The sequence below is a fragment of the Proteiniphilum sp. UBA5463 genome (assembly GCF_002427225.1).
Taxonomy (GTDB): Bacteria; Bacteroidota; Bacteroidia; order Bacteroidales; family Dysgonomonadaceae; genus Proteiniphilum; species Proteiniphilum propionicum.
Genome location: NZ_DIQL01000026.1, coordinates 1 through 14,221, shown reverse-complemented (window position 1 = coordinate 14,221; position 14,221 = coordinate 1). Strand labels below are relative to the sequence as shown.

The 14,221-nt window shown below is 40.3% G+C and carries 11 protein-coding genes; all 11 read right to left on the bottom strand.

Going from position 1 to position 14,221, the window contains the following annotated elements:
• Positions 1-22: 22 nt before the first annotated feature.
• Positions 23-1,069: a DUF4434 domain-containing protein gene (locus tag B3B27_RS04575; protein ID WP_238868072.1), complete on the bottom strand. Its 1,047-nt coding sequence runs from the start codon at positions 1,067-1,069 to the stop codon at positions 23-25.
• A 118-nt stretch (positions 1,070-1,187) separates the two neighbouring features.
• On the bottom strand, positions 1,188-2,489 hold the full coding sequence (locus B3B27_RS04570) for an acetylxylan esterase (RefSeq protein ID WP_286845682.1): 1,302 nt from the start codon (positions 2,487-2,489) through the stop codon (positions 1,188-1,190).
• Complete coding sequence (locus B3B27_RS04565) at positions 2,486-3,958, bottom strand: calcineurin-like phosphoesterase C-terminal domain-containing protein (protein ID WP_286846951.1); 1,473 nt, start codon at positions 3,956-3,958, stop codon at positions 2,486-2,488. The genes B3B27_RS04570 and B3B27_RS04565 overlap by 4 nt, the downstream gene beginning before the upstream one ends.
• A 6-nt stretch (positions 3,959-3,964) precedes the next feature.
• Positions 3,965-4,132 (bottom strand): hypothetical protein, encoded by a 168-nt coding sequence (locus B3B27_RS04560; protein WP_286846950.1) that lies wholly within the window; start codon positions 4,130-4,132, stop codon positions 3,965-3,967.
• An 87-nt stretch (positions 4,133-4,219) separates the two neighbouring features.
• Complete coding sequence (locus B3B27_RS04555; RefSeq protein WP_286846949.1) at positions 4,220-5,647, bottom strand: DUF5018 domain-containing protein; 1,428 nt, start codon at positions 5,645-5,647, stop codon at positions 4,220-4,222.
• Between the two features lie 17 nt (positions 5,648-5,664).
• On the bottom strand, positions 5,665-7,302 hold the full coding sequence (locus tag B3B27_RS04550) for a RagB/SusD family nutrient uptake outer membrane protein (protein WP_238868067.1): 1,638 nt from the start codon (positions 7,300-7,302) through the stop codon (positions 5,665-5,667).
• An 11-nt stretch (positions 7,303-7,313) separates the two neighbouring features.
• Complete coding sequence (locus B3B27_RS04545; protein ID WP_286845680.1) at positions 7,314-10,472, bottom strand: SusC/RagA family TonB-linked outer membrane protein; 3,159 nt, start codon at positions 10,470-10,472, stop codon at positions 7,314-7,316.
• Between the two features lie 115 nt (positions 10,473-10,587).
• Complete coding sequence (locus B3B27_RS04540) at positions 10,588-10,752, bottom strand: hypothetical protein (protein WP_238868065.1); 165 nt, start codon at positions 10,750-10,752, stop codon at positions 10,588-10,590.
• A gap of 226 nt (positions 10,753-10,978) precedes the next feature.
• Positions 10,979-12,088 (bottom strand): DUF4855 domain-containing protein, encoded by a 1,110-nt coding sequence (locus B3B27_RS04535; protein ID WP_238868064.1) that lies wholly within the window; start codon positions 12,086-12,088, stop codon positions 10,979-10,981.
• Positions 12,089-12,105: 17 nt separating this feature from the next.
• Positions 12,106-13,329, bottom strand: coding sequence for an AGE family epimerase/isomerase (locus B3B27_RS04530; protein WP_238868063.1), 1,224 nt, complete (start codon positions 13,327-13,329; stop codon positions 12,106-12,108).
• A gap of 253 nt (positions 13,330-13,582) precedes the next feature.
• Positions 13,583-13,732, bottom strand: a complete 150-nt coding sequence (locus tag B3B27_RS04525) for a hypothetical protein (RefSeq protein ID WP_238868062.1) — start codon at positions 13,730-13,732, stop codon at positions 13,583-13,585.
• Between the last annotated feature and the right edge of the window lie 489 nt (positions 13,733-14,221).

The following is a 14,221-nucleotide window of genomic DNA, read 5'->3' as shown; positions in this document are numbered from 1 at the left end:
CTGTATTTATTAAAATTATATTTTATTTTTTCAAAAAATGGTTTTTCATCAAACCTTCATATAAGGAAACAGATTCGGGAACTCCAGCGAAAACAGGACTTTCCGCTTTATTCATCAACCCGATGTACTGATAGATGAATATTTTCTCTACATACGGCGATATGGCTTTCACTTGTTCAATAACTCTTTTTGCCGGAGCAGGAAGTAAAGCACTTTGATATACTTTTCCTTCAAATCTGAACACTTCTACATCTGCCCACAGTTTCGATCTGGCTGCTTTTTTATGGAGGTTATGTAAGTTTTCGAAAAAGGCGGCGCTTTCTTCTACGTTTGTTTTTTCCACTCCTATTTCATCCTGATAGGCAATATAGTCTACATTGAGTTGTTCTAGTTGGCGTACATATTTTTCATCGGGAGTTACATTTCGTGTTCCGTATGGCGCAATAAGTGTTTTTGCGTGGGGAATTAACTTGACCGCTTCTTGTGAAGAAACATTCACATAGTTGATAAAAAAATCATCGTAATGTCCTCTAATGCCTGTTTCGTTAGGATAATACCAACCGTAGAAACTTTTGTGGTGGGAGTATTTTTCAGCAATTTCGTTCATGGCTTGTAACCGGAGTTTTTCCACTTGCTTATCCTGCATAAGAAAAGCCGATTTAGTCCAATCGCCATAGAACCCGTTGCTCACGAAAAACTTAATATTGTATTTATCCGCAGCCGAAAGGACCGTTTCCAACGGATCTTCACATTCCAGTTGGTGTTTAGGCAGAAGTTTTGAAGGATAAAACGTTTTGTCGCGTATAGCCGTATTCAACAGCACCAGATACCGGATTCCGGTGTCGGCGATTTCTTTTATTTTTTTATCCCATTGTTCTGCTGTAAATGCGGCTAAAGCAGGATTCCAATATTTGCCTTCTATCAGGCTGTGGTGTTGAAACTCAAACCACGAACCTTCAATGGCTTTTATAGAAGGATGTCTTAAAATTGTTGCCTGTAATTCTGACGACAAACATCCCAAAGCAAATGTTGTTCCTAACGATTTTAAAAATTGTCTTCTTGTACTCATATCCTTGTTGATCTCATTTTTTAATGATTTTCAAACGGCTATTCCTATTAATATGGATTAAACATAACAATTATTACTTAATATAATTACATGATTAGAACAAGATTAGAACTATTTCTTATTCATGAACTAAATTAAAATACGATAAAATCCATTTATTCAATTTTTCGATTTGTTCAGGATATATTTTATGTTCTCCTTGGGGGATTGTAAAAACTTCCTTGGGAGCTTTAATTCCGTTATATGCAGCATAGATTGCAGTAGGGGGAGTAGTTTGATCATTGAATCCCCATGAGTAAAATCCGGGAACTTTCACTTTCTCGGCGAAATTAACTACGTCATAATAAGGTAATACGTTTTTATATACTTTTTCTTTTTGGAGTTTCCCTATATTGGCGCTGCTATTATAAAAATCGGGCCAAGCCCCTGGTCTTCCATGGAGATACCCTGTAAAATCACACATTCCCGGGCAGAAGGCTGCTAATCGTTTCACTCTACGTTCCAGCGAAGCGGTGATGATAGAGAGTGCGCCACCCTGGCTGGAACCCCAAACGGCAAGCCTTTCCTTATCAAACTCCGGAAGAGAATAGATGAATTCCACGGCTTTAACACATCCGGCAATTACCCGATTGTAATAAAAATCATTGCGATTTTCGATTCCAATATATTGATATTCTTTTAAGGCAGATTTACTCAGTTCGTTATAGAAATTTTCTTCTAAAGTAACCGGATAATCGTGGATATAAACGCTTAAAGTAATAACTCCCTGTTGCGCCATTTCCATTTCGGGTCTTGATGGATATACCCCTGCACCTGGAAATCTGATTAGTGCAGGAAGTTTTTCATTCTTTTTGGGCAGACATAGGACACCGTAAAAATGACCATCTTTTTTACTTATCTGATATTTTACCTGAAATACATCTATTGAATCATTTGAGTATTCCGGAATAAGTGCCAGTTCACTGTTGAGCGGTTTCGTTAATACTTCTTTTATTTTTGTTTGCCAGAATTTGTCAAAATCGGCAGGACGTGGGGTGGTCGATTTAATACGATCCGGTTCTATCGCTGCTGTTGCTGTTTGGTATGTTTTTTCACCTTCCGACGAAAGAATAACTTTACATCTTAGAAAACCAGAGGTTATTTCCGTATCTCCATATATTTTATACGTTCCTGGAATTGAAGGTAAAGAGCCTTTTATACGGGGAGGCATTTTTTCGGGTCCAATCTCATAGAACAATTTGTCGTTTTCTGAAATATTGGAGAGAGTGATCAGAAAAAATACGCTGTCTTGTTTTTTGTAGATCCCTTCTTCGAGATTTGACCGCACATCAATTTTTGGATGTTCTCCTTTTTTTTGTCCGTAAATTACGGTTAAAAAGCCCGATAAAACCAGGAAAAAGAGAGTTGTTTTTTTATTCATTTATTTTTAGGATTGTTGGATTTTAGGGTTGTTTTGTATTTCTTCCCAAATGCGTCTGTAACGATAATTTCTATTGTTGAACCTTTCGACGCAGGAGTGGCTCTGAACATATGTTCGTTTATGATGGGCGAAATCCATTTGAATTCCAATTTGTCTTTATCGGCACACATTTTTACCACTTCGGGGTCAATGCCTTGGAATCGGGTCATTTCGCCCCTGTTTTGACCGTTTTCCGTCCATTCTATTTTCCAGTTTTTATCCCAATTCCAGACGTTTACGGTTACATCGCCGGGAAAATTGGTGTTTTCTCCTACGGCGTAAGCGCGCATTTGATACTCTTGCGGATGACCGGCGCTTTTAAAGTACCATTGTACGTTGTCGCCGTTTATTTCATATACTCCGTATCCGAGAGGTGTTCCGTCCAAGCAATAATCGCCTTGCCACCATGTGCCGCAAATAGCGGCAGTGTTGTGTTCGTAGAGATTGGGCGCATGGATAATGTTTTTATTGTAGTGCATGTGTCCGGTAAGAATGTGCGCGTTATACGGTTCGAGGATTTTAAATAAAGCGGAAGCGTTTATGGTTTGTCCGCCCATGTTTTCGTTGGAGTACGAGAACGGTTGTGGCGTTTCGGAAAGTTGTGCGGGAATATGCATGGCAACGAAAACGGTAGAACCTTTGGGTACATGGGATAGATCCTGCTCCAACCATTGGAACATTTTTTCGGTAATGTAACCAATGTAGAAATAGTCGCGTCCAATGTAAAAAACATTATCAAGGACTATATAATGTACTTTCCCGCGATTGAAAGAATAGTAAGCGGGACCGAAAACGCTGTTATAGGTATGGGTAGATGTTTCATCGGAACGACCGCCATAATTCTCATCGTGGTTACCCAATACACGATAAAAAGGTATACCAGTTTTGTTCAGTTCCCCAATATAGCGGGAGTAGAGTTGAGGCCTGTCGCCCACAAGATCGCCGCAGTCGATACCGAACACATCGTGTTGCTTATTAGAGTTTATTGTCTGTTTGCAATCCTCCACAATCTTCGTATATGATGCGAAGTTTTCCTCTTTGAAGAATTGCGGGTCAGAATGAACCAGAAGGGTATGACGATGGTCGTTTTTGGGGTTTTTCTTTATTGTGAAATGAAAAGTTTGACTTTTTTCACTGTTGATCCTTTGATAAAATTGAGGTATTCCTAAACTATCTTGCGTAAGATACCCCGACGGAGTAGTAATGTATACAAATTCAGCATTCCTATCGGGTGAGGGCATAGAGAACAATCCATCTTTATCGGTCAGTACGCAGGTTTGCCCGTCTGTAACCACCACGTTAGCTACTCCTTTTTCCCCACAGGTTACCTTCCCTTTTACCGGGCAAGACGTTTGTGCTTCTGTACGTGCTGGAAGGCATACGCAAAGTAAGGCGGCAAACAATATTGAATTTAAAGATTTTTTTTGCATGTATTTTTAATTTTTATCTTTGGATAGTGCCTTGTCGATTCCTTTTTTAATGGCACCTCTCTGGTCATACATGATCAGATAAATCATATCGAAGAACATCAGTCCGTCTCCTTTTGTCAAACAGATATAAACCGCCTCTTTCGCATCTTGCGGTTTGTTTTCGAAATTCAACACCCGTAAAGGCTTCCATAATCTTTTTCATCGAGAAAAAATACCGGAAGAGGAGCATAATGTTTCCTCTTCCAGTAATGTGAAACCAATCTATTCTAGATTAACATTCCAAACGATCACTCCGGAGTTGGTGCATAAGAAGGCTACCGTACATGAATTTCCATCAGGAGCCACACGTATCGTCACGTCACCAGTCACATTTCCGTTCTTTCCGTATGAACTATCCAACGGAAAGTAAAGCCAATCGTTCCACTTTCTGGTATGAATCAGATTCACAATGCTCTTAACAGAAGAGGGGTCTTTCATCATGGGCCTTACCTGAAAGATCTCTCTCATCCAATAATAATAATCTTGTTCGATAAGAAAGATATATTTTGCCCCATTCATGTTTACATAATCGAATGAATGGCCAACCCCGCTATTTTCATTAGTGAGCCATTGGTGAAAGACATTTTGTATATGATGCTCAGAGGCATATATCGGCTTGTTGGTTGTGCCGTCCATATAGGTAATCGCTACTTTCCCTATTCCGTTATCGTATCTGGGAATAAAGTAATTGGCGTTTTTACCGAATTCTACGGGAACGATGGTGGGTTGCATTCCCATCTGGTATCCCGGATCATATTCAATTTTATCGGGTTGTTCGGAAACAACCTGCCCGTTTTGAATTTCCCAGCGTAAAAACATGTTTTGAAAGGAGACTCCCATATACAGGAACGCATGTTTGGAGATATCTCCCCTGACATATATTTTCCTCCCTACGTCAATATTCCCGGGTTTATCGATATCCACATCATAAGAGAATAATAATTTGGGCTTTGCCGTAACGCCTTCCCACCAGAACATATGAATGGTGTTGGTGCCGCCTGCGGGCATCCAGCGAGTCATATAGAAATTAGAAGCGACGATATTGCCTGCATCATCGCCGGCCATATATAACGGTACCGTACGGGTGAGTGTGTTCCAATCGATACCTTCGAATGACAGAGTGCCTGCTTTGGTACCATCTTGGAGGTTGTAATAATCGAATTTGGTCCGTTCATGGACTACCAGATAATTGCCGCTGAAAGCAATTGCCCCGTTGTTGTTTGATACGAAATTGAGCTCCGCTGCTGTTTTCTTCCATAACTCTTTCACGTCAATTGCTGTGGGAACCACTCTCAATTGAACCGTGTAGGTTTGCTTTGCCCCATCAGCTCCGATTACGTCAAAACTTACCGGTTTGGAGAAATCCATATATTCTCCAAGCGGTACTGATGACTCAACTGTCGCGTTGTTGGGGATGCTTACCGACATGCGTATTTTGGCAAGATCTGTTTTCAAACTTCCGTCTACCTCCAGTTTAATGATATTATTTTCATCGGGGGTAACCGCGAAGTCGGTATTGGAGCCATCGGGCAACATGATACGGATGCCGGTCACTTCGTTTCCGGGCGTTGGGACAAGTACATCTGCGCTTTCACATGAGAACATCAGGAGTAACCCTAAAATCCCCGCTATTTTATATAAATTCTTCATTGTATTTTTCATTTTAATTACCATTTATCAATTTGTGTACACAGTGGGTTGTTCTGAATTTCATTCAATGGAATGGGAAATTGATAATACCGTTCCTCGAAAAAACGATCTTTTCCATCGCAATCTACTATCTCATAGTTGAATGTGTCGTCTGCATTTTTGGTGATTTTCATACCGTGCATCCGTTTTTTCCCTAATACTTCAAGTGCAATTCTCCAGCGTCTCAAGTCCCAATAGCGTTGTCCTTCGAATGCCAACTCTATCTTACGTTCTTCTCTGATTATTTGTCGAAGGTTTGCCTGGTTGGTTTCGGTTACATTAGGTAGTTTAGCTCTTTGACGCACTTTATTCAACGGAACCAGCGCTTCAACGGATTTTCCGGCTTCATTTAACGCTTCGGCCTGATTGAGCAATACTTCGGCATACCTGACTTCCGACCAGGCAGTTATGCCTTTTTGTGCCATATTGTCGCTCTTTTCGTTTATCATCTTACGAATATAATACCCTGTAGTCGTTGTATTCGGATGATTGTCTATTCCAAATTCTTTGAATCCGTCTGTACCTCCTACAAAAGTTTCAATGGTGCGTCCTTTCCATGGAGCTCCGTTGTATAAAATTGAAGCATAGAAACGCGCTTCCCTGTTCTTGTAAGGATCGGCTTTATGTTCAGGGTTCTCCCAGTCGAACTTACTGCCGTCTGCCATATAATAAGAATCCACCATTTCTTGCGTGGGTACCGCCAGACATTTCACATCAGTATTTTTAGGTGGAAAATCGCCTTTTGGGCTATAAAGCTTATCAAATAATATCGAATGGGTGAGTTGTCCGTGGAACCTGTATCCCAATACTGTTTCTTTACACAGGTCGGTTTGTTTGAAGACATCGGCATAATCGGGAAGCAGGCCATAGAGTGTCCCTTCTTTGTCAACTACTTTTTGAGCTGCTTCTGCAGCTTTATCCCATCGTTTGGCATAGAGCATTGCTCTTGACTTGAACCCATATACGGCTCCTTTGGTCAGGCGCCCGAAATTGTTTTTGTCCCATTCATCGGGCAGATTTTCGGCGGCAAAATCCAAATCTTTTTCAATAAAATCCCAACATTCATTCTCCGGGCTTCTTGCCTTGAGTGCCTCATTGGGCCCGTCGATATAGTCACGGATGACGATGCTCCCGTGGTTCCTGACAAGCATGAAGTGAAGATAAGCCCTGAAAAAACGGGCTTGAGCCTGCATCAGCTTCACCACATCTTTATCATATTTTGCATATGTCTCCAATCCGTACAGGAATTCATTGATGCGACGAATACGGTTATATTCATATTGATAATCGCTTAAAATATTACCCGAGGGGCTGATATTGCCGGAATAGACCACTTTGTTTACATCGCCTCCATTTCCCCCCATTACATTTGTGCTGTAGCGAAGGATATCGGAGAATCCGTCATGAAGGCTCACATCCGCATATTTTTGACCATACGGGCCATATTCATAAATGGGTTTATAAAAACCATTAATATATAAATAGGTGTTTTCTACAGACTTCCAGGCATCCATTTCACTATATTTAGCACGAGGCTCCGGATCTAAGAAGTCAGAGCATCCGATTAATATAAAAACGGCGGAAATAATTCCTGTTATAGCTTTTACTTTTTTCATTTTCTTATTCGTTAAAAAGTTAGATTAATACCAAACTCATAAGTTCGTTGTTGCGGATAATATCCGTTTGTAATCTCAGGTGTCTCAGGGTCTATATTGTATTTTGTTAATTTTGACCATGTAAATAGATTCCCTCCGGTCAGCATAAAGCGGATATTATTAATACCTATATTGCGGATGAAGTCATTTTTTAAATTATATGCCAACTGAGCGTTCTTCAATCTCAAATAACTGCCGTCGCGTATCCACCAATCTGATGCCCATCCGTTGCAGTTACCTTTTTCGGCTGCTATAGTTGACAACCGGGTAAATTCAGAATTCGTATTTTCTGGCGTCCAGCTGTTTTCAATCAGGAAGTATGGTGAGTTTCCGTTTCCATGGAAAGGGCGTGTAAAAATTGTGGCGTCCACATGCCCATTTCCATACACACCGCTAAGGAATACATCGGTAATGGCAGCTCCCTGGAAGAAAACAGATAAGTCGAAGTTTCTCCATGTAGCACCCAGGCTTAGTCCGTAAAACAATTCCGGCAGGTTGCTATTTCCTATGAATGTGTAATCTTGCGCTTTGTCTATTTTGCCATCTTTATTTAAATCTACATAGCGAATATCTCCGGGACGGATTTGATCTTTGCTTAAATGAGCCAAAGTAGGGCTATCGATGATTGCTTCATCGGACTGATACAATCCATCGGTAATGAAGCCCATTTTTTCTCCCATTTTGCGCCCGGTACGTTTTTGATAATCTGGGACATTGGGACTTTCATTCATCCTTAAAACTTTATTTCGCGACCAGCCAATATTTCCTCTTACATTGTATTGAAAATCGGCCACTTTGTTTTGATGGGTTAGTACTACCTCAAAACCTTTGTTACTCACTTTCCCGCCGTTAATGGTGCTGGGGTGGTTTCCTCCCAACGACCAGGGATAGGTGCCCAAACTTGGAATCAAAATATCATTGGTTAATTTGTAAAAGCAGTCAAATTCCATCCCGAATATGCCACGGCTCAGCATGAAATCAAATCCAACATTGTAAGTAGCAGTTTTTTCCCAGGTGATTTCTCTGTTTACGTTACCTGCTGTATATATAGAGATATATTCTTTGTCTCCAATATAAAGAGTGGGAGGATTTGGGTTCATTAAGTTCAGGTATTGGAAGTCGCCAATACGGTCGTTACCCAACAGCCCGGTTGATGCCCTCAGTTTAAAGTTCTCGATTTTATCCTTATACCTTGCGAAAAACGGTTCTTCAGATATTCTCCAACCGAAAGAAGCGGCGGGAAAGAAACCCCATCTATTTTCAGATGGGAAACGTACAGACCCATCGTAACGGGCAACTAATTCCGCTAAATATTTGTTGTCATAGTTATAGTTTATGCGCCCCACGTAACCGGCGCGGTTAAATTTATAACTTCCCCCGCCTATAGCATCTCCTTTTTTGCCGTTTAATATATCTTTCCCAAAATTAAGTTCATGTAATGTTTTCAGGTCAAACCCCTGAACGGTTGCCGCTAAATTTTCAGATTCGTAAGATGATTGCTCATATAAGAGTAATGCTGAAATGTTGTGTTTGTCGAAAGTCTTATTATAGCTGATGGATGGTTGTACTGTAAGTCGTTGAGCTTGTGAACTACTATTTCTCAGGACAGACTCTTTAGGTTCACCATGATTGGACTCCACGATTTCATATTCTTCTGTCTTTGCATTGTAGCTGTTCATAAGGAATTGTTCCCTCCACGATTTAGCTGTGGTATAATCTTTGTCGTAAGAGGTTTTAAGTTTTACAGTTAGCCCATTTATAAAAGGCACATCCCACGATAAAGTGAGTGAAGATATCAGTATGTTCATTATGGAATTACTGTATCCGGTCAGGCTGTTAAACGCCATGGGATTGAATTTTGCCGATTCATCAATGTTGGCCGCCACAGGCAGGCCGCCGTATTCTGTTGGAGTAATAGGCATCATGCGTTGCGCCAGGTTGATGGGGTTATTCCAAGACTGATTCGATACCGAATAATAGCCTGATTTCCGATCTTCCTGTCTAGCACCCAGGTCAAGCCCTAATTTGAAATTATTATTTAAGTTCACATCAATATTTGAACGCAGGTTATATCGCTTAAATGCAAACTTATCTACAATACCTCCCTGATCGAAATATCCCAGTGAGATGAAGTATTTTGCTGTTTCGTTACCTCCGTTCACAGAAATATTATGATGAGTTGAAGAGGCGCCGTCTTTCATTAATTCGTCAAACCAATTGGTATTTGCGTATTTGCCTTCAGGATCTCCATTCAATACTTTATTATATACCTCTTCGGAAAAGAGCGGCTCCAATCCGTCCATTTCCCTCGCTTTATTATAGTATTTAATGAAGTCGGGACCATTTAAAAATTTAGGATAATTAGTGTTCTGGTTATATGAAACTTTTCCGGTATAAGTAATTTGCGGTTTTTGCAGGCTTCCTCTTTTCGTTTTTACTAAAATCACTCCTCCTGCTCCCTGCATTCCATATACTGCTGCGGCAGAAGCATCTTTCAAAATAGTAATGCTTTCAATTTCGTTCGGATCTAGATTGGTAAATGAACGTTGCACGTCGTCCACAATGATCATAGGGGCAGCATCACCCAAGGTCGAGACACCGCGGATAAGCAACCTGGAACCGTCAGATCCGGGTTGTCCTGACTTCTGTGTCGCTACTAACCCCGGGAGTTTTCCGACTAAAGCGTTTGTCAGGTTACCGGATGGTGCACTTATAATATCCTTGGCTTCTACTTGCGCTAAAGAACCAGTTACATGCATCTTTTTTTGTGTTCCATAACCAACCACAACAACCTCTTCCAGAAGCTCTGTATCTTCCAGTAGTTTTATATTCAGAAAGTTTCTGCCGTTAAGAGGAACTTCCTGGGTTTTGAATCCAACATAAGAAAATTCAACTACTGCCTTTGAATCATTAACTGTAAGTTGAAATTCACCCTTTCCGTCAGTAACCGTACCTTGACGGGTACCTTTAACCATTACGTTCACACCAATCAGGCTCTCGCCTTTTGAATCTTCCACGGTACCTCTGACTATATTTTGCGCGTACGTGTTCGTACTGCAGATCAGAAGTATGAATAAGCTCAAAACGGATAACGTTTTTTTACATTTCTTCTGAAGAAGTAATTTTTTCATCCTTTTCATAAAATTCATCTTGTTTTTAATTTAACAATCAATTTGTTTTTCTTTTTGTATGATAATTATCCTGAATTTGTTGTCTTTTATTATAAATTTTTCATTCTTGAGATTGCTATGGTATAACTGCATTCTTTTCCCGGTTGTGTCTCCTTTTTTTGGTGCCAGTACTGTCTTTACCCAGCACTTTTTGTATTGAAAGATGTTTGGCCACGCTTTGTTCTGTTACAAAACGCATAAATATGAGGTAAAAGAGATAGTGAAAATGTTGTTTTGTCATAATGTTTAGTCTTTCACTGTAGTTGTTATTGAAAATGCTCGTTATACCTTTCCTGTAATCCAGTTGTTTCCGATACTTTTTCTTTGGTTACATGATATCCCTTATTAAAAGTTAAAGGGTTTTATCCGATAATTTTTGTAGTTGTTGGCCGATCCAGTCGAGGCGATGGAAATATTTTTTTCAAATATTTCTTTTCTCTTGTAGGATTCATCTCTGTGTTTTTTTATTATTTTGTTATGATTTTAACAAGCCTTTTATGTAGTTCCATATCGCTCTGCTCTTTTGATTGTGATAGCCGGTAAAAGGCATCGCCTCCCTGATAGTAAGCAACTTTTAACGAGTCGAAAGCACCGTTCCGTTCAAAAACATCCAAATAATCCCTCAGGCGATAACCCCAGTCTTTGTTGTTCTTCAGTGCTCTATCATCGAATTCGACCTCCAGGTTCATTTGGAATTTTTGAGCTCTGTTGCAGGCTTCCTGCAGTCTTTCGTATGGCGTATTTTCGTTGAAGAAATAGTTGGGCTGATAATATACTACATTGAAACCCAGATTTTTCCACTCTGAATATCCGTCGGAGTTGAAGTAGGGAATCCAATAAAAATCATATTTCTTGCTGTAGATATAGCTTGCCACATCCCTAGCAAGATCTCTGCTGTTTGTGGCTTCCTCTGCCAGCCAGTAGAATCCGACAAGCTCTACATTCTCAAAATTTGCATTTTGAAAAAGCTTCTCGGCATAGTTGATATACCATTTACATGCATCCAGCCTGTCCTTTTTATTTGAAAAAAGGAGAGAACGTCCATCCAGCATGCCCCAGTCAACTTGTCCGGGGATAGGCTCGGGTAGGCTTAACACAACTTTTCTTTTTGTGAATTCCTCGTTGCTGCCTTCTTTTCGTATACTTCCGATCTGTTTATTCAATGCATGAATAGCATTGCCATCTCTGAAATAATTGTGAAGGAGATTTTCCCATTCAATTTTTCTTGCAGGCAGCTTTTCATAACCGGAAGCAAAACCCCGTCCCTGTCCGTCCTTAATTTCCAGAAATAAAAAGCCGTCGAATAGCCAGTTTGCCTCTCCGTTTACCTCGGAGGAGACATAGGGTGCAAAATGCTCCGAGTCCCACCGGATACTACGGTGCACACCGCCGTCGTAAATTAGGACAAGATGCTTCGGAACTTCGTTATAATGCGTTAACTCAAGAGGAGGACGTTTTTCTTTAAAGATCAGTTCTTCTTCGTGGCTGATTCTGTCCCCGCTCGAACATACTGCCAGGGTTGATAGAGCCATAACCAGCAGCATTGAGGCAGTAGATATTCCCTTAATTTTTGTCATCGCTTAATAATATTTTTTTATCGGTTATCCAGAACATTCCGGGCAAAATCAAACGAGTTGTTTATTCTTGAGGTATTGATGCTTTCCATTATTTTCCAGCATTGGTACAGTCCTCTTGGGACGTGGAAACACCCTTTCCATTTTCCGCCTTTCAGGTCCAGCAGCACCTCTCCCTGTCTGTTCAGGTATCCCCACCATTCCGGGGACCGTGGATCCTTAAAGTGGCTCCATGTGTAATCGTGTACCTTGGCGAACCAGTCAAGGCACTCTCCCGAACCGGTCAGTTGGTATCCCTTCAGCAGAGAAATCAAAGTCTCCACATGTACCCACCACAGTTTCTGATCCCACTCCAGCTGCTGTGTAGGAAATCCTTTACGGTCCATAAAATAGAATATACCCCCATGTTCTTTATCCCATCCGTATTCGACTGTTTTAAGGGTTGTCTCAACTGCTTTTTCGATAAGTTCCGGTCTGTTCATCCTTTTACCCAGGTCCATGATAAACCACATAGCCTCGATGGCATGTCCCGGGTTCATCAGTCGCCCGTCGAAAGTATCGGAAAGTGATCCATCCTCGTTGACATTTTCCACGATCAAACCGTCCAGTTCGTGTCGTAAAAACACCTCCATCACCTCGTGAATGCACTCATCTATGGTTTTTTTCAGGAACTCATTGTCTAACAGGTGCTCAATCTCGAGTGAAAGGTTGCAGAGTATCATCGGCAGTGAGAACGATTTCAAGTTTCGCGTTCCGGGAAATGCTTTGTTCCATTTCCCTTTTGGATTGCTTCTTTTTGAAAGTATTATATCGAATGTTTTTTTTGCGATCTCTGCATACTCTTCGTTTCCCGTTGCCTTGCTCAGTTGCCCGAAAGCCATTGCAGCAAAGGTGTAAGAGAAAATGTTATATGGTTCAATGATGGGTTTCCCTTCACGGGTGAGGGAGAAATACCAGTTCAGGTTGCCGTCGTGACCGAATTTTCTCAAGAACTCTCCGCCCTGAATGGCGCAATCAAGCCACTCCCTTCGTTTTTCCACACTGTTGTATAGCATTGAGAACATCCATACCTGTCGCCCCTGCAGCCATATGAACTTATCGGTATCATATACGTTTCCCTGCCGGTCCAGGCACGAGAAATATCCGCCATAGTCCTTGTCCTGGGAGTGGTTAAGCCAGAAAGGAATCACATTTTCAAGTAATTCATCCCTGTATTGAATAGAAAGGGTGTTAAAATCAATCATTTTGTTTTTATTAATATTCATTGAAGAGTGTAATGATATCCATTATGGAATAATACATATTTTAATATCAATACAAAGGAAATAAAAAATATTTAATTAACCTAGTACTTGATAAGAAATAAATTAATAAAATAAGAGGCTTGTAGGTATCAATATTAGTAATAGATATGCTTTAACTTTTGGATATTATTTTATGTTTAGTATTTCCTTTATTTGTTGATAGAATCCAACAGTTCAGGTCAATAATCCGGTTTTAGTTTATGTAGTTTCCCTTTATATCTACTTCTTTCTCAAACGGATTTAAAATTTGGTCAATCAGCATTGCTGCTTCTACGCTGGCAAGCTGGTTTTGTACAACGAATTCGGGGAACCAGAATCTGGAATATATCTCTTTTATTCTCATTGTTAACTCTTTTTTAATAGAAGTTTTCCCATTTTCTTTATTTCGTTTTTTTTACGGGATTTTTTTCACCTTTTTGTTCGGTTGGATTACATTGAAACGGTGATCATCTGCATATCATATAATAAAAATAGCCTTGTTATCTATTTTAAGAGTATATTCTGGAAATCTCGAAAAACAGATAATGGCTGTGCCGTTTTATTTTAACAACTACCACAATCGGTAATATTGTTTAGCAAATACCTTATAATTCAACTTTCGCAAGCATCAGTTATTAGGTCTTGTGCACTGACAACGAGATATTCAGCTGCTTTGCGGGGACACATCCCGCGTAGACTGGCGTTAAAAGAAAAGCTGTTTGAAGCGAAGCAAGTTCTTTTCTTTTGGCAAGCAAGCGGCAGATGGGTCGCAAAAGCAGCGGGAGTCGAGAGTTAGTGCTAAACATAAAATCTTGCGAAACTTAAATTTATAATATCTCTTCGGCTATTTCAT

Coding starts and splice junctions, on each gene's coding strand:
- B3B27_RS04550 (WP_238868067.1), bottom strand. CDS start 7,302: ATGAAAAAAGTAAAAGCTATAACAGGAATTATTTCCGCCGTTTTTATA.
- B3B27_RS04570 (WP_286845682.1), bottom strand. CDS start 2,489: ATGAATAAAAAAACAACTCTCTTTTTCCTGGTTTTATCGGGCTTTTTA.
- B3B27_RS04575 (WP_238868072.1), bottom strand. CDS start 1,069: ATGAGTACAAGAAGACAATTTTTAAAATCGTTAGGAACAACATTTGCT.
- B3B27_RS04530 (WP_238868063.1), bottom strand. CDS start 13,329: ATGATTGATTTTAACACCCTTTCTATTCAATACAGGGATGAATTACTT.
- B3B27_RS04540 (WP_238868065.1), bottom strand. CDS start 10,752: ATGACAAAACAACATTTTCACTATCTCTTTTACCTCATATTTATGCGT.
- B3B27_RS04545 (WP_286845680.1), bottom strand. CDS start 10,472: ATGAAAAAATTACTTCTTCAGAAGAAATGTAAAAAAACGTTATCCGTT.
- B3B27_RS04555 (WP_286846949.1), bottom strand. CDS start 5,647: ATGAAGAATTTATATAAAATAGCGGGGATTTTAGGGTTACTCCTGATG.
- B3B27_RS04565 (WP_286846951.1), bottom strand. CDS start 3,958: ATGCAAAAAAAATCTTTAAATTCAATATTGTTTGCCGCCTTACTTTGC.
- B3B27_RS04525 (WP_238868062.1), bottom strand. CDS start 13,732: ATGAGAATAAAAGAGATATATTCCAGATTCTGGTTCCCCGAATTCGTT.
- B3B27_RS04535 (WP_238868064.1), bottom strand. CDS start 12,088: ATGACAAAAATTAAGGGAATATCTACTGCCTCAATGCTGCTGGTTATG.